Genomic DNA, 23,437 nt, shown 5'->3' on the forward strand with positions numbered 1-23,437 from the left:
GTGTTCATTCGGTTCATGGGGTTATCAGTCAGTCATTGCCCTCGTCAGGCAACAGGCAGGGCGCCAAGCGGGCGAATCTTACCGTTTCTTAATCCGGCAGGAGAGCTTTCATCTTACTGAACATGAACTGCGTGGCCCAGCGGGGGTTGAGCCGGTACAGCAGGTCCATCATGCGGGCGTCCTGACCGATGAACACCTGGAATTTGTTGCGCACCATGCCGTTGATGATGGTTTCTGCGGCCACAGCGGCCGTCGTTGCGGAGAACTTGTGCGCCTGCTCATTACCGAGGCCGGCGATCACCACGCCGGAGTTCTGCGCAATGTTGGTGGCAATGGCGCCCGGGAAGACCACCGTGACATGGACGTTGGTTCCGATCATCTCGGCGTAGAGGCCCTCGGTCAGCAGCTTCACGGCCGCCTTCGAGGCGCCGTACATGGTCTGGCCCGGCACCGGGAAGAAGCCACCCATGCTGGAGATGTTGACGATGTGCGCCTCCGGGCGTGCGAGCAGGTGGGGCAGGAACGCCTTGATCATGTGAATCTGTCCGTACAGGTTGACATCCATGACCCGCTTGATGGCATCGAACTCCAGGTCCTTGATTCGCACAAAGGGCTGGATGATGCCGGCGCAGTTGATGAGGCCATCCACCACGCCATGCGCGGCGATGACTTTCTCCGGCAGCGCGTTGACCGTCTCGCGCTCGGTCACATTGACCACATGCAGGCTGATATGGCCCTTGTGCGGCCCGGCCAGGCCCTGCGTTTCTTGCAGGGTATTCTCGTGAATGTCAATGGCAGCCACATGCGCCCCGGCATTCACCAGCCGCAGGGTCAGCGCCCTTCCGATCCCACTCCCCCCGCCGGTAACCACAATCACCTTGTTCTGAGTTTGCACGTTGCACCTCACTCCTTCAGAAGATTGTCGAGCACATGTCGTTCGAGAAACGGTAGTATCCGGCTACAGAAAAATGGGCTTCTAAGCGATGTCATCTCTGGTTTTACTCCTTCTTGCAAATCTGTTTGGTATTGCATATAATACTGACTAGATCGGAATTGTCTTTACGCAGCGATGAAGACTCATTCGATTGGTAGCCACACAACAAGTATGGACAGCTAACGTGACGATACCACAGATCGTGTTGAATCTACGCCTACCGACCTCCATGCATCAGCAGTTACGCGTCCTGGCAGAGCAGGAAGGCGTTTCGATCAATCAATTTGTCACGCTTGCCATCTCGGAGAAGATAGCGATAATCAACACCCAGACCTATCTGCAAGAGCGCGCCAGGCGCGGCAGCCGGGCGCGGTTGCTGGCCATACTTGCCCAGGCGCCTGATGTAGAGCCAGACGCCGCCGATCAATGGCCGGCACGTCATTGATTCCCTGCTTCATCTTGTTGGACTCCGTTGAGAAATGTGACCAGCAGGCGCCTCTCTTCGAGGGGGGTCGCCGATCTTATTCTTGGAGCATTCATCTCATTACTCCAATCCAGGCAGTCGCTTGAACTCATTACTCTCCCACATCCGCAACAGGTCCTGTTGATATTGTGCGCCCCGCTCCTTGATCAGTCTTTGGGCTCGCATGGGTAAATCGCCCTCAAGCATTAGGTGTCTGTTTTTTCCTTTTATTTCGAACCTCAGTCAAGGAGCTGGCCTTATAATCCAGATCGTACAGGTAGTTCAACAGGTCTTCGCAAATTTCAATTGCCAATCGCAACTCGTCTCGTGCAGGAGCGCTTAATTCATGTGCGGCTTCATTCCCCATAAATCGGATGCTGTGAAGGTTCGATACAATGTTCTTGGGAAGTAGTCCCGAGAGGCTTTCTATCTTTTTCTCCAGATTACCGTTCTCTATTTCTCGATCCGCAACAATACCCTCAATAAGCGCACGTATTCCAATAGCGCACAACACTCCCATGTCATTGTTGAATGCTCTGAGCACTTCCCGATATATTCCATCTAGTTTGGGTGGAAGTCGTTTGAACTGTTTTGTCTCAATCTGCAAGTAACCACGATCTGGATAATATCTTGCTTCATACTCGATAGTATCAGCGAGGACCTCGCCGTCTTCATCCAGTGGATAAATAGCGAAATACTCTTCTAATGTTCCGTTTTCACATCCAGCACAAATTAGAAGTCGGAAACCCGTTACCTCACCTTCTTCAGGTATATCATCGTCTTGGTCAACGTGATAGTGATCAGCTATGCATATGTGGTTCGTTTCTCGCTTGCACGAATTGCAGAAAATGCTCTTGGTTTTAGGGAGCAAAGTGGATCGTGTCATATCCAGTGTCCTTTCTTTTCCCCGTATGGGTCACTAACGCCGAGATGACATCAGGTCGCCATGCTTATCCAAACCTGTATGGCAGTTCGAAAATTCCGACGCCACCGGTTGGATGCGCACCATCAATTTGACGGCTGAAAGTGGTTGATCACCGCCACAGAGGCTTTTCGATTAATCGATCGAAATCTTGAGGAGATACCATGTCTCATTACTATGTCTATACTCCATCACACATACGTAATCAGAGCGAATGATTGCGCCAAATGCATTTTGTGCATCAACCTTGCCGACCACAACCCAAACACCATGGCCAAGCACCCGTGACGAATCTATGTCAAGCAATTTGAACGCAGCGCCATCTTTTCCTACAAATATTGCAGTATCCCAGTCATCGAAGAAACCGCCGAATTTTGCCGAGGCTGGGGACAATAACCTTTCCGTGACAAATTGCTCACACATGAGTTCTGCGAAAGATTCGTTACTAATATCAGGTGTATTTGTCGGTCTCGGAGTCACGGTAGGTGTTATTGTCGGCGTATTTGTCGGACGTGGCGTGTTGGTGGGTGTTGGAGGTACAGTCTCGCTTTCAGGTATTTCTATACCGGATTTGAGTGAAATCAGGCTTGCACTGACCCACTCTCTTCCATTCCAGTTTATGAGATACCAATTCTTACCCGCTTTGGCGTAAATCGGTAATTCACCACCTGATAGCGTTTTACCCACGACATCATAAAACTCACCTGGCCCACCAAAAATTTTTCCGTCTACAATGACCGAAGCTAATGTTACTGGGGTAGGCGTTGCAGTACTGGTAGGTGTGTTTGTAGGTGTAGGTGTAGCTGTTGCAGTGTAGGTTGGAGTAAATGTGTTGGTACTTGTAGGAACGATGGTCGGCGTTACTGCGATTACCTTTTCTACAATGAATGCGGCCATATCTCCCAAGGATATGTTTCTATTAGAGGTCTCGAGTTGTAGGCCTTGAGTCTGCGGTGAGACATCAAATACCAAAAACGTTCCTACGCTTTCATCTGGTTCAAGACATTGTCCTCTAGTACTTGGATAGCCCAGGCCATCTAGGTAGGTTTTGCTTAAATGAGAGGCGGCATCTGTATCAATAGTATAGTTCTTTTTATTAGTGTTATTGGCGAGAACATATTCCTGAGCTTCAGTACATGCCGTTTCATTACTCGGATTAGTCAAGGAACCATGAATGATCAAATAGTAATATCTAGGATTGTCTCCTTCTAACTCAGACAATACTTCAATCTTCTCAATCACAAAATCCAGGTTGTTCTTTGTTTGGAAATTTTCGGGTAATGAGATGTCTATCGGTCCAATATTCTCGGGTAACACCCGTTCTTTACGCACGCTTGTTTGTGCCCAAATACTACAACCGCAACACAGAAGGATCAGTACTGCGATGCTCCCGAGTAGGAAGTTCTTCTTCTGCGATGCTTGTTTGTTTCTGGCTCGTTGTTCTTCGGGAGTTAATGACACCAATTTCTCAGCCCTTATGCGCTCCTTTTCTTCCCGGTCCTTTTTTCTTTGTTCGGATCTGGTTCTTGCTTCTTGTTCCCTTCTAGCTCTATCTTCACCTTCTTTCTTCCGACGTTCCTCTGCTAATTTCCATTGTTCTTCTGACCTGATTGCGTCTTGCTCACGTTTCTTCTCATCTTCCAAGACCTTGCGGCGCGTGCTCTGCTTTCGGAGCAACTCTGCTTTGATTTGGGCATCTTCAAGCTGCATTTGAGCAAGCAGGGCATTCGTTTTTGGTCTCAATCTCGCAAGATTGCTTTCGGCCAATTCAATCTTCCATTTTGCCCGAAATCCACTAGCGTTGGCAATTATTACTTCTTGATCTGCTATTTCCTTCTGCAACTCAGCTATTTTGAGATTGTCCCTAGCACGTTTTAGTTGATATTCCGTATTTTCGAACTTTGACATTGTATTGAATCCTGCGTAATGAATTAGCCACAGAGATCAGGAATGCGAACGAATTGAGCAATACCTGCGCCGCATATGAGGTACTCAAAGCGCCATTAACCTTGGCAACGTTGGATTGGAGATGAGCATGCAGGCTTTGGGTGATGGCGGCTTAACCATCCCGTAAACTCGGTTACTCACATACCCAAACCTTCATTGGCACAGTAAATTCGGGAATCACCCAATCACTTCTTGTTCCTCATTTGCTTTAGTTCATCTTTCACCTTGTGAATGTCTCTGCGAGGGAACACCTGCTCAACGAGCAGGTAAGTAAACTCAACGATCTTCTGGGCCTGCGACAGTTCTATTCCTTGATCGTCTTTGCCGGGGTGTGCGCCGATATTTCTCCACTCCTTGACTTCGCTCATGGCGTTGAACAGATCTTCGCTAACCAGTTTTCTGTCCTTCAGTTCGCCGAGCATCGCGCCTAACATCATTGTTTTGTCTGGCTTGATCCCGAAATCAGCCGCGAGTCTCTCGATTGCTCGACCGCACATTACTGCTGCTGCGTTCGATGCTCCCACTGCAAGACAGTCTCCAGCCTCCTCCAAATCGTACCGTATGGTAACCGGTACGTCTCTGCTCAACTTGAATCCGTGAGGATATTGCCCCATTAACTCTATCCACATTGGGGCAATTGATCCTTCTTCTTCGCTAAAACCAGGAGAAAGAACATGAGGGTGTTCAGCGAGAAATGGTTCCAATTCTGATTCTTCCATTGAACCGCCGAAATCTTCTTCCTTCACAGAGAACACAAGCAGATTGAGCATTCTGCAATTTCGACATTTGAGTACAGCAATTGCCTTACCTTCCAACAAGTCCCCATATACGTGGCGTGTCTCTGAGTGATCAGCAAATACGATGTCATACCCTGATTGTGCAAAGCAATAGCCACACATAAAGCCGCGAGCCATACTTTTGATGTTTTCTTGCATGGAACCGATATCTCTTTAGTCGTGAATAGCGAATACTCAAGAAGCATGACCGATAACAACGGTGAGAAGAAGAGCTTACAAGAACCTCCGTGAGTTTCGCACATCCGTGGTTGAAACTCGGTTGGGCAAATCACAGCGATTCAACCGCCCATTCATCTGAAAAATCATTGAGACCGTGACAGTTCCGCACTTGCGTTGCAAATCGTTCAGGAAACCCGCCGGTAACCACAATTACCCAGAATACATCCATTTCTTACATCTGTCAAACACGTTTTTGCGGGCATGCTTCGGCGCATTAACGCCTGTATTAACGCTTTCATCGCCAATTCATTAACACCCCGCGGCTATCATAGTTGCGCCAACACGGCTTGTTTCGCCAACATCGGGTTCTCCTTCATCCAGGGGTGGTTCGCGTGTCAGCCAACGGTCACTCGCCCAACTCAGCGCCGCGGCGCATCATGCAGGTTGATCAGATCACGCTCAACTTCGGCGGCGTGCGCGCCATCTCTGGCGTCAGTGTGGATGCCTTCGAGGGTGAAATCCTCGCCATCATCGGCCCCAACGGCGCCGGCAAAACCTCCATGCTCAACTGCATCAGCGGCCTCTATCACCCGCAGGCGGGCCACATCCGTTTCTTCGACCAGGCCGGCCGCCAGCATGAAATCACGCACCTGCGTCCCGCGCAGATCGCCCGCCTGGGCATTGCGCGTTCTTTTCAGAACATCGAGCTTTTTCGCCACATGACCGTGCTCGACAACCTGATGCTGGGACGTCACGTTCACATGAAAAGCGGTGTGCTCAGCGGCGGCCTCTACTGGGGCTTTGCCCAAAAAGAAGAGATCCGTCATCGCCAGGTGATCGAAGACATCATTGACTTTCTCGAAATCGAGCACATCCGCAAGAAGACCGTGGGCACCCTGTCCTACGGCCTGCAAAAGCGCGTGGAGTTGGGGCGCGCCCTGGCCGTCGAACCGACCATCCTGCTGCTCGACGAGCCGATGGCCGGCATGAATATCGAAGAAAAAGAGGACATGGCCCGCTTCATCCTCGACATCAACGAGGAGCGGGGCATCACCACCATCCTGATCGAGCACGATATGGGCGTGGTGATGGACATCAGCGACCGCGTTGCGGTGTTGGAATTCGGCATGAAGCTGGCCGAAGGCACGCCCGACACGGTCAAAGCCAACCCCGAAGTCATCCGTGCCTACCTGGGCCAGGATCACAATATGCGCCCGCACCTGTAACCACCGATCTCCGGTCCCAATCATGAACCATCAGCAAACGACACCGAACCTTGCATCTACTCCCCAAACTTTCCCGCAGTTGCTGCTGGCGCGGGCCAGCCAGTATGGCGAGCGCAAGGTGGCCCTGCGCGAGAAGGAGTTCGGCATCTGGCAGGCCACGACCTGGGCGCAGTATGCGCGCCATGTCAAGTATTTTTGCCTGGGGTTGCTCAGCCTGGGCATGCAGCCGCGTGACGTGGTGGCGATTGTGGGCGACAACCGCCCGGAATGGCTTTTCGCTGAACTGGCCGCGCAGGCCGTGGGCGGCTTCAGCATCGGCATCTACCAGGACGCCATTGTCGAGGAGATGGCGTACGTCATCGCCTTTGCTGAAACGCGCTTTGTCGTGGTCGAAGACCAGGAGCAGGTGGACAAGCTGCTGGAGATGTGGGATCAGCTCAAAGATCACGTCCACAAGGTGATTTACTACGACCCGCGCGGTTTGCGTAACTACACCGAGCCGTTCTTGCTCTACTTTCCCGATGTGGAAAAACTGGGCGAGGCCTACGAGCAGGATCACCCCGGCGCGTTCGAGGAACGCGTGGCCGCGGGCCGCAGCGAGGACATTGCCATCCTCTGCACCACCTCTGGCACCACCAGCAAGCCCAAGCTCGCCATGCTCACCCATCGCAGCATGATCAGCATGGGGCGCAACCTGATGTCGGTTGATCCCCTGCACGAAACGGACGAGTTCATCAGCTTCCTGCCCCTGGCCTGGATCGGCGAGCAGATGATGGCGCTGAGCTGTGGCCTGACCATCGGCTTTACGATCAACTTCCCCGAAGAACCGGAGACGGTGCAAGAGAACATCCGCGAGATCGGCCCCAGCGTGGTCTTCTCGCCGCCGCGTATCTGGGAAAACATGCTCAGCCAGGTGCAGGTCAAGATCGAGGACAGCACGCGCTTGAAGCAGGCGGTGTACCGTTGGGCCTTAGGCGTTGGCTACACCATGGCCGATGCCCGGTTCCGCAAGCAAACGCCGGGCGCCGGCCTGCGCCTGCGCTATCGCCTGGCCGACGCCCTGGTCTTCAAGATGATCACCGATAAACTGGGCTTGCGCCGCACCCGGCGTTGCTACACCGGCGGCGCTGCGCTGGGGCCGGATGTCTTCCGCTTCTTCCATGCCCTGGGCGTCAACCTGAAGCAGATCTACGGCCAGACAGAGATCAACGGCATCGCGGTGGTGCATCGCGACGGCGACATCAAATTCCAGACGGTCGGCCATCCGATCCCCGAAACCGACGTGCGCATTGATGCCAGCGGCGAAATTCTGGCCCGCGGCCCGGCCGTGGCCGAAGGCTACTTCAATAATCCCGTGGCCACGGCTGAGAGCTTCCGCGATGGCTGGCTGCACACCGGTGATGCCGGTTATTTCGACGACGACGGCCATTTGATCGTGATTGACCGGGCCAGGGATGTGATGACCCTGCACGACGGCACCAAATTCAGCCCGCAGTTCATCGAGAACAAACTCAAGTTCAGCCAGTACATCAAGGAAGCCGTGGTCTTTGGCGGCGACTGGCCGTTCATCACCGCGATGGTCAACATTGACTTTGCCAATGTGGGCAAATGGGCCGAGAAGCGCGCCGTCACCTACACCACCTACACCGACCTGGCGCAGAAACCGGAAGTCTACCGGCTTATCCGCCAGCATATCGAGCAATCCAACACCGATCTGCCGCCCGCGGCGCGCATCAAGCGCTTTCTCTTGCTGCACAAGGAACTGGACGCCGACGATGCCGAGCTGACCCGCACACGCAAGGTGCGTCGCAGCTACGTGGCCCAGCGCTACGAAGACATCATCAGCGCCCTCTACAGTCAGAACGATCACCTGGACATGGAGACGACCATCACCTACCAGGATGGGCGCACCGCCCGCCTGCGCACTCGCCTGCGCATCGAAACGCTATAATTCTCGATCTCTGATCTCGATCCGATCTCTGACGAAAGGCCAACATGGATCAATTCATTCAGCTCTTGTTCACCGGCTTGACCAACGGCGCGATCTATGCGTTGGTGGCATTGGGCTTCGTGTTGATCTACAAGTCCACCGAAGTCATCAACTTTGCCCAGGGTGAGCTGCTCCTGGTCGGCGCCTATCTGACTTTCGGCCTGATGGCGGACTTTGGCCTCGCCTGGCCCCTGGGCGTGCTCATCACCCTGGTCCTGGCGGCCGTCCTGGGGGTCATCATCGAGCGCCTGGTGTTGCGCCCCCTCATCGGTGAGCCGATCATCTCGGTCATCATGGTGACGATTGGCCTTTCCAGCCTGCTGCGCGCCTTCGTCAGCGGTATTTGGGGCACGGCGCCGCGCAGTTTTCCGGCCTTCATCCCCAGCACCACGCTGCGCATCCTGGGCGCGGCCGTGCCTGGCGACCGCCTGGTGGCGATCGGCCTGGCGGTGCTCTTGCTCACCGCCCTGACGCTGTTCTTCCGCCGTTCCAGTGACGGCATCGCCATGCGCGCGGTGGCCGATGATCAGCAGGCCGCGCTGAGCATGGGTATCAGCGTCAAGCGCATCTTCGCCATCGCCTGGTCCATTGCCGCGGTCACGGCCGCCATCGCCGGCATCCTGGTGGCCAACATCGTCGGCGTCAGCGGCGCGGTCAGTGGTATCGGCCTGCGCGTCTTTCCCGTCGTCATCCTCGGCGGGCTGGACAGCATCCCCGGCGCGATCGTGGGCGGTGTCATCATCGGCCTGCTCGAATCGTTCGCCGGCGGCTATCTCACCTCTGGTCTGGGCGAGGTGGCGCCATTTGTCGTCCTGGTGCTGATCCTGATGGTGCGGCCCTACGGCCTGTTCGGCGAAGTCCGCATCGAGCGCGTGTAGTTCTGCGGAGAGAAGGAAAAACAGCGTGGAATCTGGCATTTTTCATACCACCTACCAACAAGACCTGACCTTGCGCCGGACCCCCGCGCAGAAGGTGCGGCTGGGGCTGTTCATCGCCTTTGTGCTGATCTTTCCCTTCTTCGCCGACAATTATTATCTGACGATCGCCAATCAGATTGCCATTGCCGCGGTCGGCGCCGTGGGGTTGAACATCCTCGTTGGCTTTACCGGGCAAATCTCACTGGGGCAGGGCGCGTTCATGGCGGTGGGAGCCTATACGGCCAGTTTTCTCACACTGCGCCTGGGGCTACCGTTCTGGCTGACGATCCCGCTGGCCGCGTCGGTCACCGCCGTCGTTGGCGCCGTCTTCGGCGTGCCCTCCCTGCGCCTGAAGGGTCTCTACCTGGCGATCGCCACCCTGGCCGCGCAACAGATCATCGAGTGGGTCATCACGCACTGGGACGCAGTGACCGGCGGTGTGGAGGCGCTGGTGATCCCCGCGCCGATGCTGTTCGGCCTGGCTCTGAATACCCAGTTTCGTTTCTACTGGGTTTCGGTCACGGTCGCGGCCATCACGGTGCTCTTTACCATCAATCTGTTTCGCACGCGCGTGGGCCGCGCGTTCGTTGCCATCCGCGATCAGGACATCGCCGCCGAAGTGATGGGCGTGGATATCTTCCGTTTCAAGGTGTTGGCCTTTGCCGTCTCCTCTTTCTTTGTGGGCACGGCCGGCGCCCTCACCGCGCACTACACCACCATCATCTCCTGGGAGCGCTTCACCATCGAGACGTCCATTCTCTACCTGGCGATGATCATCATCGGCGGGCTGGGGTCTGTGTCTGGTTCTGTCTACGGCGCCGCGTTCATGACCCTGCTGCCCGCGGTGATCTCGAACCTGGGCCGCGCACTTGGTGGTGTGCTGCCCAGCCTGGGGCAGATCCTGCCCTTCATTCAGCAGGCCATCTTTGGCCTGACCATCATCCTCTTCCTCGTCTTCGAGCCAGAGGGCATCGCCAAGCTGTGGCGTGATGTCAAAGATTACTTCCGCTTGTGGCCGTTTAGTTACTGAGAGGGGAGGATAGCCATGTTGGTGCAAGAGCGGATGACCGGTAATCCGATTACGGCAACGGTCAATACGTCGCATAGTGAGGCGGTGGGGCTGATGCGGCAGCACAGGATTCGGCGCCTGCCGGTGCTTGATCTGGCGGGGCGTCTGGTGGGCATTGTGGTGGAGAAGGACATCTTGTCAACGGCGCCCTCACCGGCTACGGTCCTGAGCATCTACGAAGTTCATGCGCTGCTCAGCAAGCTGCGCCTGGCCGACATCATGACGACGCCGGTGCTGACGGTGACTGAAGATTGTCCGGTGGAAGAGGCGGCGCGGATCATGATTCAGCACCGCATCGGCTGCCTGCCGGTGATGCGGGGCGCCACCCTGGTTGGCGTCATCACTGAAACGGACATCTTCAAGACCCTGGCCGAGGCGCTAGGCGCCGGGGAGCCAGGCGTGCGCATCACCGTGCGCACCCAGCGCCAGCGCGGGGTGCTGCATCACCTGACCGGACATGTGGCCGACGCCGGCGGCGCCATCGCCAGCATGCTCACCATCAATGAACCGGATGGGGAGCACAAGCGCGTGACGCTCAAGGTGCTGGGCGCGCGTCCCGATCAACTGCAAGCCGCGCTCAGCGCCTATGCCGATCTCGACCTGACCGACCTGCGCCTGATCGAGAAACCGTTCGAGCCATTGCCGCTGGGCGTCTGAATGGCCGCCGGCTCTGCTTTCTCGCCCCCCTGGCCCCCAACCGATGAATCTGCACGGTGTACAATTTGGCCTGCCCGCCCAGGCTTACCGGAGGTGTTAGCGCATATCACAACGATCCGTTTTTTAGTTCACGTCCCCAGTGTCGCTTGCCGCGAATCCTGGGTACACTTAGCAGGACGACTTGCAATGACTGCCTGCAATGACTGCTTGAAATGGTAACTGCTCAGCCTGCCTGGAATTCAGACAGGATTCACAGGATTGACAGGATATTCGAACTCCCGTGGCGGGTTTTGTTCCCCCGGGAGAAAAACCCCCCTCTTCCCCTTTTTCCTCCCCCCGAGGGGGGGGCCAGAGGTGAGCAGTTACTTGAAATGACTGTTTGAAATGGAGGAGATACGATGAAGACACGTGCCTTGAGTCTGTTGACTGTTCTGATCGTCCTCAGCCTGCTGCTGAGCGCCTGCGGCGCTGCGCCGCAAAGCGGCGAGCCGATCAAAGTGGGTGGTATTTTTGACCTGACCGGCGCAACGGCCGATGTAGGCGTGCCGTATGCGGATGGCTTGAAGGGTTATGTGGATTGGATCAACGCGAAGGGCGGCATCAAGGGGCGCAAGATCGAGCTGATCGGCAATGACTACGCGTACAAGGTGCCCAACGCCGAGCAGTTGTACTCGCAGTATGTGACCCAGGACAAGGTGGTGGCGATCCAGGGCTGGGGCACCGGCGACACGGAGGCGCTGCGCACCAAAATCGCCACCGACAAACTGCCCTTCATGTCGGCTTCTTACTCGGCCAACCTGGTCGTCATGGCCGACGCACCCTACAACTTTCTGATCGGCACCACCTACTCCGATCAGATGGTCATCGGTTTACGCTGGGCGCTGCAGGACTGGCAGGCCAAGGGCGGCAGTGGCAAGGCCAAAGTCGCCTTTTTCTACAACGATAGCCCCTTTGGCAAATCGCCGCTGCCGGCCGGCAACGAATTTGCCGCGGCCAACGGCATGGAAGTGTTGGAAGTGGCGATGCCCCGCGGCGCCACCGACCTGACGCCGCAGCTGTCCCAGGTACAGGCCTTCAGCGCCAATTACATCATCATCCAGAACACGTCCGGCCCTGGCTCGTTGGCGGCCAAGAACGCCAAGGGGCTGGGCCTGAATGCGCAGATCATCTGCCTGAACTGGTGCGCGGACGAAAACCTGATCAAGCTGGCGGGCGCTGCGGCCGAAGGCGTGGTTGGTACGATTCACTTTGCCCCGCCTGGCACTGGTGTGGCCGGCGTCAAGGACATCGTGGATTACACCAAGAGCAAGAGCATCAACCTGGAGGAGAAGGGGCTGCATTACGTCCAGGGTTGGTGGACCATGGCCGTCATGGCAGAGGGGATCAAGCGCGTGCTGGACAGCAACAAGCCAATCACCGGTGAGAACCTCAAGGCCGCCCTGGAGACGATCAGTAACTTCGAAACCGGCGGCGTCACCTCGCCCCTGACGTTCACCGCGACCGATCATGCCGGCAACAAGGCCCTGCGCCTGTATCAGGTCAAGGCCGGTAAGTGGGAATCCATCAGCGACTTCATTGGCGCCAAATAACGCCGCCGCCGAGTGAATTTGCGGCGAAGGGGCGTGCCGCCGCCAGGTTGGCCTGCGCCGACCGGCATCGCGTCCACGCAGGTGATTGGACACGGATCAACGCGGGTTTACACGGATCGTTATCACATCCGCGTTGATCTGGGTTGATCCGTGTACCAATCCTATCGGGCCATGTGAGGTGAGGAAGCGCGCTATGCTCGTACTCAATAACATCGAAGTCATCTACAATGATGTAATTCTTGTGCTCAAGGGCATGTCGGTGCAGGTGCCGGAAGGGCGCATCGTTGCGCTGCTCGGCTCCAACGGCGCTGGCAAGACGACCACCCTCAAGGCGATTTCGGGCCTGCTCAAGCCGGAGGATGGCGCGGTGACCGATGGCAGCATCGAGTTTTTGGGCACACGTATTGATAAGCTGGACGCGGCCGACATTGTGCGCCGGGGCATCTTCCAGGTGATGGAAGGTCGCCGCGTCTTTCCACATCTGACCGTGCAGGAGAACCTGCTGGCCGGCGCGTACACGCGCCGTGACCGCAGCCAGGTACCGGCAGATATCGAGGCGGTCTACGCCTATTTTCCGCCCCTCAAGGAGCGTCGCGCCAAGACGTCGGGCTACCTCTCCGGCGGTGAACAGCAGATGCTGGCCATCGGCCGCGCCCTGATGGCACGCCCGCGCCTGATGTTATTGGATGAACCGAGCCTGGGCCTGGCGCCGCTACTGGTGGCCGAAATCTTCGACATCGTCAAGCGCATCAACCAGGAGCAGCGGACCACGATTCTACTGGTTGAGCAGAACGCACGCCTGGCCCTGAGCATCGCCGATTATGCCTACATCATGGAGAACGGGCGCATCGTCCTGGAAGGCGACCCGGCCGCGCTGCGCGACAACGCCGATGTGCGTGAATTCTACCTGGGCCTGACCGACGTCGGTCAGCGCAAGAGCTATCGGGAGATCAAGCACTACAAACGGCGCAAACGCTGGCTGAGCTGATTCAAACCGCGACGCTTTCCGGCATGGGCCTTGAGGTTTTCCTGGTACTCTGCTATAATGCGGCCATGACCGAGGATGCACAATCCTCCGAGACGTCTGCTTGCCCCAGCCCTCCCCATTGATGCAAGAGTGGAAGCCAATGCCGCAACAAGATGTGCTGACCAACCTTTCCGCAGGCCTCGAAGCCAACCTGCGCCGTCTCAATCCGTGGTGGCGAGGATTACCCCAGGCGCCGCTGCCGCCAGTGAAACGATGGGCGTTTCCGATTGCGCTTGGACGCCTCAAGCATGGCCCGACGAAAGTGACGGTAGTGAGCGGTCCTCGCCAGGTGGGCAAGAGTACGCTGGTGCTGCAACTCATCCAAGCCCTTCTCGCTGAAGGCGTCTCACCAGATCACATCTTCTACATCCAGTTCGACGACCTGCCCGAACTGCGGCGGCTCCAGGAACCAATCCTGCGGTTGGCCGACTGGTTCGAACAGGCCGTTCTGCAGCAGACGTTCAACCAGGCTGCGCAAGAAGGGCAGCCCGCCTTTCTTTTTCTCGATGAAGTTCAGAACCTGGACGCCTGGGCGCCCCAACTGAAGTTCCTGGTTGACACCAGCGCTGTGCGCGTCCTGGCCACAGGCAGCTCGGCGCTGCGCATCGAACTTGGCCGCGACAGCCTGGCCGGTCGCCTCAGCACATTGGACATGGGGCCGCTCCTTCTGCGCGAAATCCTGGAGATACGCGGGGAAGGGCACATCGCCCCTTTTCTGCCGTTCAACGGGCTGGCTCCGCTCAAAGACAAGAACTTCTGGCTCGCCCTGCGCCAGCATGGCATGAAGCACCGCATCTTGCGCGATCGAGCCTTTCAGGCATTTTCCGAACGCGGCGCGTACCCGATTGCTCATGCAGCCGCCGAGTTGCCGTGGGATGACCTGGCTGACCTGCTCAATGAAACGGTCATTCGCCGCGCCATTCAGCACGATCTGCGCGTCGGTCCGCGGGGCGCCCGACGAGATGCACAGCTCCTGGAAGAAGTCTTTCGCCTCTCGTGCCGCTACATCGGTCAATCGCCCAAGCAGTCTCTCTACCTGGACGAGATTCGGCGCACCCTGGCCGCCAACATCGGCTGGCAGCGCATCCTGGCCTACCTCAAATTCCTGGATGGCACCCTGCTGATCCGCCTGATCGAACCGCTGGAGTTGCGCCTGAAGCGCGCCCGCGGGCCGGCGAAACTGTGCCTGTGTGACCATGCGCTGCGCGCAAGCTGGCTGCAGGAGGTCGTTCCCTTGCATCCAGGCGGACTGGAGCAGCAGCCGCATCTGCGCGACCTGGCCGGGCGCATCGCCGAAAGCACAACCGGCTATTTTCTCAGGTCCATCACCGGCCTGGATGTCGCCCACTTTCCTGAGCGCGCCAGCGAGCCAGAGGTAGACTTCGTTCTGACCCTGGGCGAGCAGCGCATCCCCCTGGAAGTCAAGTATCGCTCTACCATTCGCTGGGAAGACAGCCGCGGTTTGCGCAGTTTCGTCGAGAAATCGGTCTACAACGCACCGTTTGGCCTGCTGTTGACGCTCACGGATGAACCGGCCAGCGACGACCCGCGCATCGTTAGTTTGCCCCTCTCCACCCTGCTGCTCCTGCGCTGAGAGGCGAGTCCCTGCTTTTTGTCCTTTGTTCATCCTATGCTACAATCTTTGCTGTAATGCCGCCAGAATCAACGACTGGCATCGAAGGAGTCACATCGTCGCGTGCTGAAGACATTTTGGGAAAACTTCAAGTCCGTCATGCGCGCTATCGGCAATTTCCAGGCGCGCGTTTTTTTGAGCCTCCTGTACCTGGTGCTTGTCCTGCCCACCGGCGCACTGTTGCGCCTGTTTTCGGACCCGCTTGATCTCAAAGCCCCTGACCACGCTGGCCCGGTGGATACCACAACCTTCTGGAAAATACGTGAGCCGTTGAATGAAACCCTGGACGGCGCCCGCCTCCAGTCGTGACGGTACACGGCGCCAGCCACGCTGACCGGCGCCCGTGGCGCTCCGTACCGAATCAAATCAAATCTGAACAGACCAAACAACGCATGTACATACTTGGTGTTTCTTGTTTCTATCATGATGCCGCGGCCGCGCTGCTGCACAACGGTCACCTGGTGGCCGCGGCCGAGGAAGAGCGCTTTTCGCGCATCAAACACGACTTTGGCTTTCCCACGCAGGCGATCGAGTTCTGCTTGCGCACGGCCGGCATCACGGCCGCTGATCTCGATTACGTTGTTTTCTATGAAAAGCCGCTGCCCAAACTCGAGCGCATCCTCCTCAGCGTCCTGCAGACCGTGCCCCGCTCCTACGTCGTCTTTCGTGAGGCCATGATTGCCTGGTTCAACGAGAAGCTGTGGGTCAAAGGCATCCTCGTCAGCAAACTCGACCTGCCGACCGACAAGATCCTCTTTGTGGATCATCATCTCTCGCACGCGGCCAGCGCCTTCTTCTGCTCACCGTTCAAAGAAGCCGCGATCCTGACCGTGGACGGCGTCGGCGAATGGACCACGGCCACCCTGGGTCGCGCCACGGCGCAGTGGGACGGCGTCGGCGAAAATCACATCTGGCTCGACCAGGAGGTTCGCTTTCCGCACTCCCTGGGCCTGCTCTACTCCGCGTTCACCGCCTGGCTCGGCTTCCAGGTCAACGAAGGGGAGTACAAAGTGATGGGCATGGCGCCCTACGGTCAGCCCAAATACAACGATCGCGTCGAGAAGCTCATCCAGGTGGCGCCTGACGGCTCCTTCCACCTGGATATGAGCTACTTCACCTTTCATCATTCGACCGTCAGCACGTTTGGTCAGCGCTTCGTGGACCTGTTCGGCGAGCCGCGCGACCCCCATGCGTTGTTTGTCACCGACCTGACTCATCCTGGTGGCGACCACAGCCGTGAGCTGAAGGCGCAGAATCAATACTACGCCGATGTGGCGGCCAGCATTCAGCAGGTGACAGAAGAGACGCTGCTCAAGATGGCGCACAGTCTCTACCGCACGACCGGCCTGAAGAACCTGTGCTACGCCGGCGGCGTGGCTCTCAACAGCGTGGCCAACGGGCGCATCTTGCGTGAGACGCCGTTCGAGTCCATCTATGTGCAGCCGGCCGCGGGCGATTCCGGGGGCGCGTTGGGCGCCGCGCTCTACGCCTGGCACGTCCTCCTGAACAAGCCGCGCGAGTTCACCCTGGAGCACTGCTACTGGGGCGCGGAGTATGGCGAGGCCGAGATCGAAACCTTCCTGCGCAGCCAGGATGTCCCCTTCCAGGTGCTGCCCGATGACAAGCTGCGCGCGACCCTGGTGGATGATCTGCTGGCCGGCCGCGTCATCGGCTGGTTTCAGGGGCGTTTCGAGTGGGGCCCGCGCGCGTTGGGCAATCGCAGCATCCTCGCCGATCCGCGCCGCGCCGAGATGAAGGAAATCGTCAACGAGAAGATCAAATTCCGCGAACCGTTCCGCCCCTTCGCCCCTGTGGTGACCGAAGAGGCCGCGGCGCGTTACTTCGACATGGACTCACCGGCCGCGCATTATCCGGCGCGCTTCATGCTGCTGGTCGAACCGATCTTCGAGAACCGTCAGCACGAGATCCCCGCCGTCACCCATGTGGGCGGCAGTGGGCGACTCCAGACGGTGCGTCGCGTCTGGAATCCCCGCTATTACGACCTGGTGGAGGCTTTTGGTCAAGCCACCGGCACCCCGGTTCTGCTGAACACGTCGTTCAACCTGCGCGGCGAACCGATCGTCACCACGCCGGCCAATGCCTTCGCCACTTTCAGCAAGAGTGAGATTGACACCCTGGTGCTTGGCAATTATCTGGTCCGCAAAGACCAGATGGGGAAGCGATCATCGTGATGCGCGTGCTGCGAGCTGCGTTGCGCGGGCTGGGCCTGGTTCTGGCCGGCATCCTGGCAGCCGTCCTGCTGCTGGAAATAACCGTGCGCGTCCTCAACCTGGCGCCGCCGGCCGCCAGCCCTGGCTGGTTTTGGAAGGCGCCGGATGAGCAGTATGGCTGGCAGCATCTGGCCGGCGCGACGGGGCGGTGGTTCAACCCGTACAATGAGTACAACGTCGAAATCACCATCAACAGCAAGGGCCTGCGCGATGTGGAGACCGACTATGGCAAGGCGGCGGATGAGTTTCGCATCCTGGTGTTGGGCGACTCCTACGTGGAAGGCATGCGGGTGCCGTTGGAGCAGACCTTCAGCAAAGTGCTTGAGCAGCGTCTGAACTCGGTTGACTCACCTATCGTCTTTCGCGTCATCAACGCCGGCGTCAGCGCGTGGGGCAGCGATCAGGCGCTGCTCTGGTATCGCAACGAAGGGGTCAAGTATGAGCCTGACCTGGTGATTCTGGGCTTCTTCCCCGGCAACGATTTCCTGAACAACTCCGAAGCCCTGGAGGTCGAGAACTTTGGCGGTGTTCGCAAGCCGTTCTTTCATTTGGACGGCGAACAACTGACGCTGCGCTACTACCCCTTCGACCCCGCGGACGTGCCCAAACCGGTAACGCCGGTGACCGTGCCGTCAACCGCGGTGATCACCGGCGAGTCGCCAAGCGCTGCGCCCTTGCAGACCTGGCGGCCCTGGCTGAATCGTTTCTCTGCGCTCTACCGTTATGCCACGCCGATGCTGCGTGATGCAGTGCCGCCGGTGGCCCGCTGGTTGGTGCGTTGGGGGCTGATGGAACCGGGCCAGGAGGAGATTGACGCTGCACTCCCGGCCGGGTATATTCCCGCCTCCTACGGCGTCTACCGTCGGCCTCCCACCGAGCAGTGGCAAGACGCCTTCACCCTGACCAATACCCTGCTGCGTGCCCTCGATAAGGATGTCACAGCCTCGGGCGCACGCCTGGCCGTGGCTATTCTCACCGCACAGGAGCAGGTCTACCCTGAGTTGTGGGATAGCCTTCTGTTGCACTACCCTGCCATGCAGGACAAAGATTGGGATTTGGAGCAGCCAAACCGAGTGCTGTACGGCATTCTGGACGGTAGCAACATACCGTACATTGATTTGTTGCCTGTTTTTCGCGAGCACGTAGCCGCCTCGCGTACGCTGCTGCACCTGCGCCACGATGGGCATTGGACACCGGCTGCGGAGCGCCTGGCCGGCGCAGCAATCTATGGGTTTTTGGTACAAAACCGCTTGGTGCCTGTGGCTGGCGCGGCCGAAACCGACGCCACCCCGACACCGTAGCGGGCGATCACCGTGATCGCCCTCCACCGGGCGTCGTCACACAGGAGTTGTCAGATGGATATCAAGCGCACGAGTCGTGACGCAGCGACGCGGGTTGGCCTGGTGGGTGAGATGCTCGGATACCTGGCGAAGCGCCGGCTGTGGTTCATCATTCCCATGGTGACGGTGCTGTTGCTGTGCGGTCTGCTGATGGCCCTGGCCCAGGCCACTGCCATCGGCCCCCTCATCTACACACTCTTCTGACCGCGCCCGTATCGGAGAATCAACATGGACGAACAACTGATCACGATTTCGATTGACGAGCCGTTCGAGCCGCTGGTGGCTGAGGAGATGCTGCGCAGCGTTGTGCAGCGCACGCTGCTTCTGGAAGGTTGGCCCAGCGCCGAACTGACGGTGCTGGTGACCGATGACGAGACCGTGTGCCAGTTGAACCGCGACTACCGCGGGCTGGATGAGCCAACGGACGTGCTGTCATTCTCTGCGCAAGAGATGCAGCCCGATGCAACCACCTTCGTCAGCGCGCCGGAAATGGTGAACTATCTGGGCGATGTGATCATTGCCTACCCGGTTGCGGCCGCACAGGCCCCCACCTTTGGGCGGTCGGTGGTGGAGGAACTTGCCTTGCTCGCCGTGCATGGCGCCTTGCACCTGCTCGGCTATGACCACGGCACCCCGGGCGAGGAGGAAGTGATGTGGGCCAAACAGGCCGCCATTCTCAACCTGGCATGAGGTCCAGGCAGCGTTTCCTGGACGTGTTTCGCGTGGCGTTTGCCGGCATCCGCTACATGCTGCGCACGCAGCGCAACGCCCGCATCTACCTCGTGATTATCGTTTTGGTCGTTGCCCTGGGCGCCTGGTTGCGACTACCGGCCGCGCACTGGGCGCTGCTGGTGCTGACGTTTAGCCTGGTGCTGGCTGCGGAAGCAGGCAACAGCGCCATCGAGATCCTGGGCGATGCCATTACCACCGAGTGGCATCCCCTGATCGGAACAGCCAAAGACATCGCCGCCGGCGCGGTGCTGATCGGCGCGATCGGCGCCATCATCATCGGTTTCATCATTCTTGGCCCGCCGCTCTGGCAGCGCCTGGCGCCATAGCGCCGCCGAATGAATTGGAATGAATTCAGGGCAACAAAAAAAGGCGCTCGATCCTATGCGGATCGAAGCGCCTCATGCTGCACAGCGCCCTTACTGTGGCATTTGCAGGAGCATTGTGATGCTGCTGTTTGTTGAAAGTAATAGCCCTTCGGTACTGAAATAGCAGATCGAGCCGTAGGTCATCGGGTGGTTAGCGAGCATAGCGCTGCGCCACCAGGTCTGGCAAGTCGAACACCGCACGCTCGTGCCATGAGCGCCACAACACCAGGTATTCGGCATGGGTCCACACCAGGGGCGTGGCCGAACCGGTGCCTTCGCCTGTATCTTCCCACACCTGTTCGCTGAACATGCCGCCCTCGTTGGCAAAACCTTCCAGGGCTTGCAGCAAAGCCGCAGCCGTCGTTTCATCGCCGGCCGCCATCGCGTACACGCCGCGCTCACCCGTCAGCAGGGGCCAGGGACGACCCTGTGCCAGCGTCAAACTGGTGCGATCCTGCTCGCCGTACGCGTCGCCGGGATAGCGGTACCAACTGGGGCCTTTGGGCGTCACCACCTGCAGGGCCGCGTCAACCTCTGGCAGCGTGGCGATCACGCCGGCATCCTGCGGCGCCAGCACCCCTAATCGCACCAACTCCAGAAAGCTGGCGTCCACCAGCGTGCGTTGATCCACAACCTGCCCGCCGATGCGCAGGGTGGCATCCGTGTTCGGGTCGCCCCGCGGCGCCAGGCGCAGGAAATAACGCCCATCGCCCAATGGCCCGCTGCTGGTGAATGTCCAATCCTTCACCTGACGCTGCCAGGTGTCGGCCAGCGTCAGCCAGGCCGCGGCCGACGCGTCATCCCCGCTCTTCTGCGCCAGATCGGCCGCGGCCACCAGCCCCGCAATCTGTGCCGCTAACGTGGCCGGCGAATAGCCGCCGATCTCCTCCCAACGCTCCTGGGGCGTGGTGGGGCCGCGCGCCGCAATGTAAGCCGCCGCCGGCTTGACCAGGCTGGCATAGCGTTCGACTGCGCCCAGGCGCCAGGCCAGCAGGATGGGCGCGGCCACTTCATCCAACTGGGTGGATGTCCAGTACATGCGGCCATCCACGTAACTGTTCTGGGGAAAGGAGCCGTCGGCGAGCTGCTGCGCCTCATCCAGGAAGGCCAGCACCTGACGCGGCGTGACTTCGTCGCCGGCCGCCAGCAGGCCGGACGCGGCGTGATACAGATCGCGCGCCCACACGCGCCGGTAACCGCCCTTGTCCGCGCTGTCCGGCGTGCGGTCGCCCCACGGCACCGCGCTGGAGGCGATGATCGCGCCGCGGGTGGTCTTGTCCTCGTGCGCCTTGATGACGGCCGCGCTCAGGTAGAACAGATCGGGCGCTTGATCGTCCGGTTGGGTCAGGCTGTCCAGGTAGCGCTGCCAGCCGTCCAGGTAAGCCTGCGCGTTGGCGTCCCAGCCCTGGGCAATCGCCCGGGCGGCCTCGTCACGCGCTTTGCTCTCACTGCCGCCAAAGCCAAGCGCCAGCAGCCAGGGAGAGACGGGCGGCAGCCAGATCGTCAAGGCCGGCCGTCCCTGGTCCCCGGCCCGATCGAAGGCCTGGTCCAGACGGTAGTCGGCCAGATCGGTCAGGCCATCGCTGTTGCGCACATAGCCCGCCGACGCGGTGACCCAGGGGCCGTCGCCGGTGAGCACCGCAAACGTGGGGCTTGAGGCCAGGCTCGTGTTCAGGCTGTCGCTGAAGACCGCCACCCCTTCCCCCAGGTTGAGCTTGATCTGGTCGTCCTGACCCGAATTGGCCAGGTGCGGCAGCGCGTACAGATAGACCTGGTAGTCGCCCGGCTGTCCCTGCAGGGCCTGGAAGGTGGCCTTGATCAAAATGGCGTCCGCGTTGGGCGCGGCCACCGCCTCTTCGACAAGCTGGTAACGCTGCGCCTTGTCGGTCAGGGTGACGCGCCAGAACGGCAAGCGGGGCGATGGGCGCTCCGTCCTGATGTCTGCATCATGCCACAGATCGTGTACGAAGGTCTTGCCATCGCTGACCAGGAAGCGCAGGGAGTGAAAATTGGCCTGATCAATTCGCGGCCAGAAGAGGTCGGTCACCGCGCCGTCGTCCAGGGTGAACCAGACGCGTGACGGGTTGGTCTGGCTGATCGGCGCATCATAGGTGAAGGCGGTGCCAATGCCCTGGCGCGAGCCGCTGCTCCAGTTACCGGGCGCGCGCGCCCTGGATTCCGGTTCAGGCGCGGGGCCGGTGGGGCGGGGCACGGCCGACGTGGGGGCTGGCGCCGGTGTGTTGCGCGAGGGAATGACCAGGACAGGTGTTGCCGGCGCCAGGGTTATCATGGGCGTGAGGGCCGCGGCCGGTGTGGGAATCGGTGTTGGTCCCTGGCAGGCCGTCAGCCAGAACGCCAGCAGCAGGACCGGGAGCAGTTTTGGACTGCGAAAGTACGGCAGACCCCGTAAGCCGTGCCTGGTAGTTTTTTCTATGCACATTGCAGCACCGCCGCGCCGGTAATTTGGCTGCGCTTGAGGCGGCGCAGCACCTGGTTGGCTTCGAGCAAGGTAAATACCTCGATATCAGTCTGCAAAGGAATTTCTGTCGCCAGCGCCAACAGTTCTTCGGCGTCCTGGCGCGTCGCGTTGGTCACGCTGCGCAGTTGGCGTTCGCCGTAGAGCAGGCGGTAATCGAATTCGGGAATGGGGCTGCTGTGGATGCCAGCCAGGACCGCGGTGCCGCCGCGCTCCAGCACACGCAAGATGTCGAGGGTGATGGCGCCGGAGGGCGTAAAGTTGATGGCCGCGTCCAGCGGCTGCGGCGGCGTTTCCTGTGGTGCGCCGGTCCACACTGCGCCAAGCGCGGCCGCGTGCGCCTGGTGCGCCGCGCTGCGCGTGAAAACGAAAACTTCGCATCCCAGGTGGCGCGCGACCTGAATGGTGATGTGCGCGCTGGCGCCAAATCCAAACAGCCCCAGGCGTTGCCCCGGCTGCACCTGGCTCAGACGCAGCGCGCGATAGCCGATGACGCCCGCGCACAACAGCGGCGCGGCCTGCTCATCCGCAAAGCCAGCGGGCAGCGCAAAGGCGAAGTCGGCCTGGGCCAGCATGGCACCCGCATAGCCGCCGTGGTTGTGCAAACCGGTGAACCGCGCCTCTGCGCACAGGTTTTCCTGGCCGTTGCGACAGAACCGGCAGACGCCGCAGGTGGCATGAACCCACGCTACCCCGACACGGTCGCCGACCTGGAAACGTGTGACGCCCGCGCCCAGGGCTTTGATCACCCCCACCACCTGGTGACCGGGCACCAGCGGCAGGCGGGGCAGCGATAAATCGCCTTCCACCGTATGCAGGTCGGTATGACAGACGCCGCAGGCCCGCACCGTCAGCAGAATCTGACCCGGCCCTGGCTCAGGCTCCGGCAGTTCGGACACCACGAGTGGATCGTCATGATCCACGGGCCAGGGCGCCAGTAATTGCATGGCTAACATGATGGAC

Annotated in this window: 21 protein-coding genes; 15 read left to right on the plus strand and 6 right to left on the minus strand. The window is 59.2% G+C overall.

Going from position 1 to position 23,437, the window contains the following annotated elements; genetic code table 11:
• Positions 1-88: 88 nt before the first annotated feature.
• Positions 89-895 carry an SDR family oxidoreductase gene (locus tag IPF85_RS09530; protein WP_343407849.1) on the minus strand — a complete coding sequence of 269 codons (807 nt, stop codon included), beginning with the start codon at positions 893-895 and terminating at the stop codon, positions 89-91.
• A 223-nt stretch (positions 896-1,118) separates the two neighbouring features.
• Here IPF85_RS09530 and IPF85_RS09535 point away from each other — a divergent pair, with 223 nt between their 5' ends.
• Positions 1,119-1,379 carry a toxin-antitoxin system HicB family antitoxin gene (locus IPF85_RS09535; protein ID WP_343390169.1) on the plus strand — a complete coding sequence of 87 codons (261 nt, stop codon included), beginning with the start codon at positions 1,119-1,121 and terminating at the stop codon, positions 1,377-1,379.
• Positions 1,380-1,596: 217 nt separating this feature from the next.
• Here the strand turns inward: IPF85_RS09535 and IPF85_RS09540 are convergent, their stop codons facing one another.
• The 3 genes from IPF85_RS09540 to IPF85_RS09550 all read right to left on the minus strand — a co-directional run bounded on the left by IPF85_RS09540 (position 1,597) and on the right by IPF85_RS09550 (position 5,201).
• Complete coding sequence (locus IPF85_RS09540) at positions 1,597-2,283, minus strand: DUF4145 domain-containing protein (RefSeq protein ID WP_343407850.1); 687 nt, start codon at positions 2,281-2,283, stop codon at positions 1,597-1,599.
• A 171-nt stretch (positions 2,284-2,454) separates the two neighbouring features.
• Positions 2,455-4,227: a hypothetical protein gene (locus IPF85_RS09545; RefSeq protein ID WP_343407851.1), complete on the minus strand. Its 1,773-nt coding sequence runs from the start codon at positions 4,225-4,227 to the stop codon at positions 2,455-2,457.
• Between the two features lie 224 nt (positions 4,228-4,451).
• Positions 4,452-5,201 (minus strand): DUF4145 domain-containing protein, encoded by a 750-nt coding sequence (locus tag IPF85_RS09550; protein ID WP_343407852.1) that lies wholly within the window; start codon positions 5,199-5,201, stop codon positions 4,452-4,454.
• Positions 5,202-5,659: 458 nt separating this feature from the next.
• Here IPF85_RS09550 and IPF85_RS09555 point away from each other — a divergent pair, with 458 nt between their 5' ends.
• The 14 genes from IPF85_RS09555 (at position 5,660) to IPF85_RS09620 (ending at position 19,959) form a co-directional block, all read left to right on the plus strand.
• A complete protein-coding gene (locus IPF85_RS09555; protein WP_343407946.1) occupies positions 5,660-6,448 on the plus strand; it encodes an ABC transporter ATP-binding protein in 789 nt (262 codons plus the stop codon).
• A 22-nt stretch (positions 6,449-6,470) separates the two neighbouring features.
• The gene (locus IPF85_RS09560) at positions 6,471-8,399 is read left to right on the plus strand and encodes a long-chain fatty acid--CoA ligase (protein ID WP_343407853.1); all 1,929 of its coding nucleotides are present in this window, start codon (positions 6,471-6,473) and stop codon (positions 8,397-8,399) included.
• Positions 8,400-8,443: 44 nt separating this feature from the next.
• Positions 8,444-9,316, plus strand: coding sequence for a branched-chain amino acid ABC transporter permease (locus IPF85_RS09565; protein ID WP_343407854.1), 873 nt, complete (start codon positions 8,444-8,446; stop codon positions 9,314-9,316).
• 25 nt (positions 9,317-9,341) lie between these two features.
• Positions 9,342-10,385, plus strand: coding sequence for a branched-chain amino acid ABC transporter permease (locus tag IPF85_RS09570; protein ID WP_343407855.1), 1,044 nt, complete (start codon positions 9,342-9,344; stop codon positions 10,383-10,385).
• Positions 10,386-10,400: 15 nt separating this feature from the next.
• Entirely contained in the window at positions 10,401-11,081 is a 681-nt protein-coding gene (locus IPF85_RS09575) for a CBS domain-containing protein (protein WP_343407856.1), read from the plus strand.
• Positions 11,082-11,479: 398 nt separating this feature from the next.
• The gene (locus tag IPF85_RS09580; protein ID WP_343407857.1) at positions 11,480-12,670 is read left to right on the plus strand and encodes an ABC transporter substrate-binding protein; all 1,191 of its coding nucleotides are present in this window, start codon (positions 11,480-11,482) and stop codon (positions 12,668-12,670) included.
• A gap of 193 nt (positions 12,671-12,863) precedes the next feature.
• Positions 12,864-13,658, plus strand: coding sequence for an ABC transporter ATP-binding protein (locus IPF85_RS09585; protein ID WP_343407858.1), 795 nt, complete (start codon positions 12,864-12,866; stop codon positions 13,656-13,658).
• 139 nt (positions 13,659-13,797) lie between these two features.
• Entirely contained in the window at positions 13,798-15,291 is a 1,494-nt protein-coding gene (locus tag IPF85_RS09590) for an AAA family ATPase (RefSeq protein ID WP_343407859.1), read from the plus strand.
• Between the two features lie 102 nt (positions 15,292-15,393).
• Positions 15,394-15,639: a hypothetical protein gene (locus tag IPF85_RS09595; RefSeq protein ID WP_343407860.1), complete on the plus strand. Its 246-nt coding sequence runs from the start codon at positions 15,394-15,396 to the stop codon at positions 15,637-15,639.
• A gap of 83 nt (positions 15,640-15,722) precedes the next feature.
• Complete coding sequence (locus IPF85_RS09600; protein ID WP_343407861.1) at positions 15,723-17,522, plus strand: carbamoyltransferase; 1,800 nt, start codon at positions 15,723-15,725, stop codon at positions 17,520-17,522.
• On the plus strand, positions 17,519-18,862 hold the full coding sequence (locus IPF85_RS09605; RefSeq protein ID WP_343407862.1) for a hypothetical protein: 1,344 nt from the start codon (positions 17,519-17,521) through the stop codon (positions 18,860-18,862). The genes IPF85_RS09600 and IPF85_RS09605 overlap by 4 nt, the downstream gene beginning before the upstream one ends.
• 54 nt (positions 18,863-18,916) lie before the next feature.
• Entirely contained in the window at positions 18,917-19,105 is a 189-nt protein-coding gene (locus IPF85_RS09610; RefSeq protein WP_343407863.1) for a DUF5989 family protein, read from the plus strand.
• A gap of 24 nt (positions 19,106-19,129) precedes the next feature.
• Entirely contained in the window at positions 19,130-19,591 is a 462-nt protein-coding gene (gene ybeY, locus IPF85_RS09615) for an rRNA maturation RNase YbeY (RefSeq protein ID WP_343407864.1), read from the plus strand.
• Between the two features lie 23 nt (positions 19,592-19,614).
• The gene (locus IPF85_RS09620) at positions 19,615-19,959 is read left to right on the plus strand and encodes a diacylglycerol kinase family protein (protein ID WP_343407865.1); all 345 of its coding nucleotides are present in this window, start codon (positions 19,615-19,617) and stop codon (positions 19,957-19,959) included.
• A 190-nt stretch (positions 19,960-20,149) separates the two neighbouring features.
• On the opposite strand, the gene IPF85_RS09625 is transcribed toward IPF85_RS09620, so the two are convergent.
• Positions 20,150-22,438 (minus strand): glycoside hydrolase family 15 protein, encoded by a 2,289-nt coding sequence (locus tag IPF85_RS09625; protein ID WP_343407866.1) that lies wholly within the window; start codon positions 22,436-22,438, stop codon positions 20,150-20,152.
• Positions 22,429-23,430, minus strand: a complete 1,002-nt coding sequence (locus tag IPF85_RS09630; protein WP_343407867.1) for a zinc-dependent alcohol dehydrogenase family protein — start codon at positions 23,428-23,430, stop codon at positions 22,429-22,431. The genes IPF85_RS09625 and IPF85_RS09630 overlap by 10 nt, the downstream gene beginning before the upstream one ends.
• Positions 23,431-23,437 lie beyond the last annotated feature (7 nt).

Origin of the sequence: Candidatus Amarolinea dominans (genome assembly GCF_016704685.1) — a bacterium.
Lineage (GTDB): Bacteria > Chloroflexota > Anaerolineae > SSC4 > Amarolineaceae > Amarolinea > Amarolinea dominans.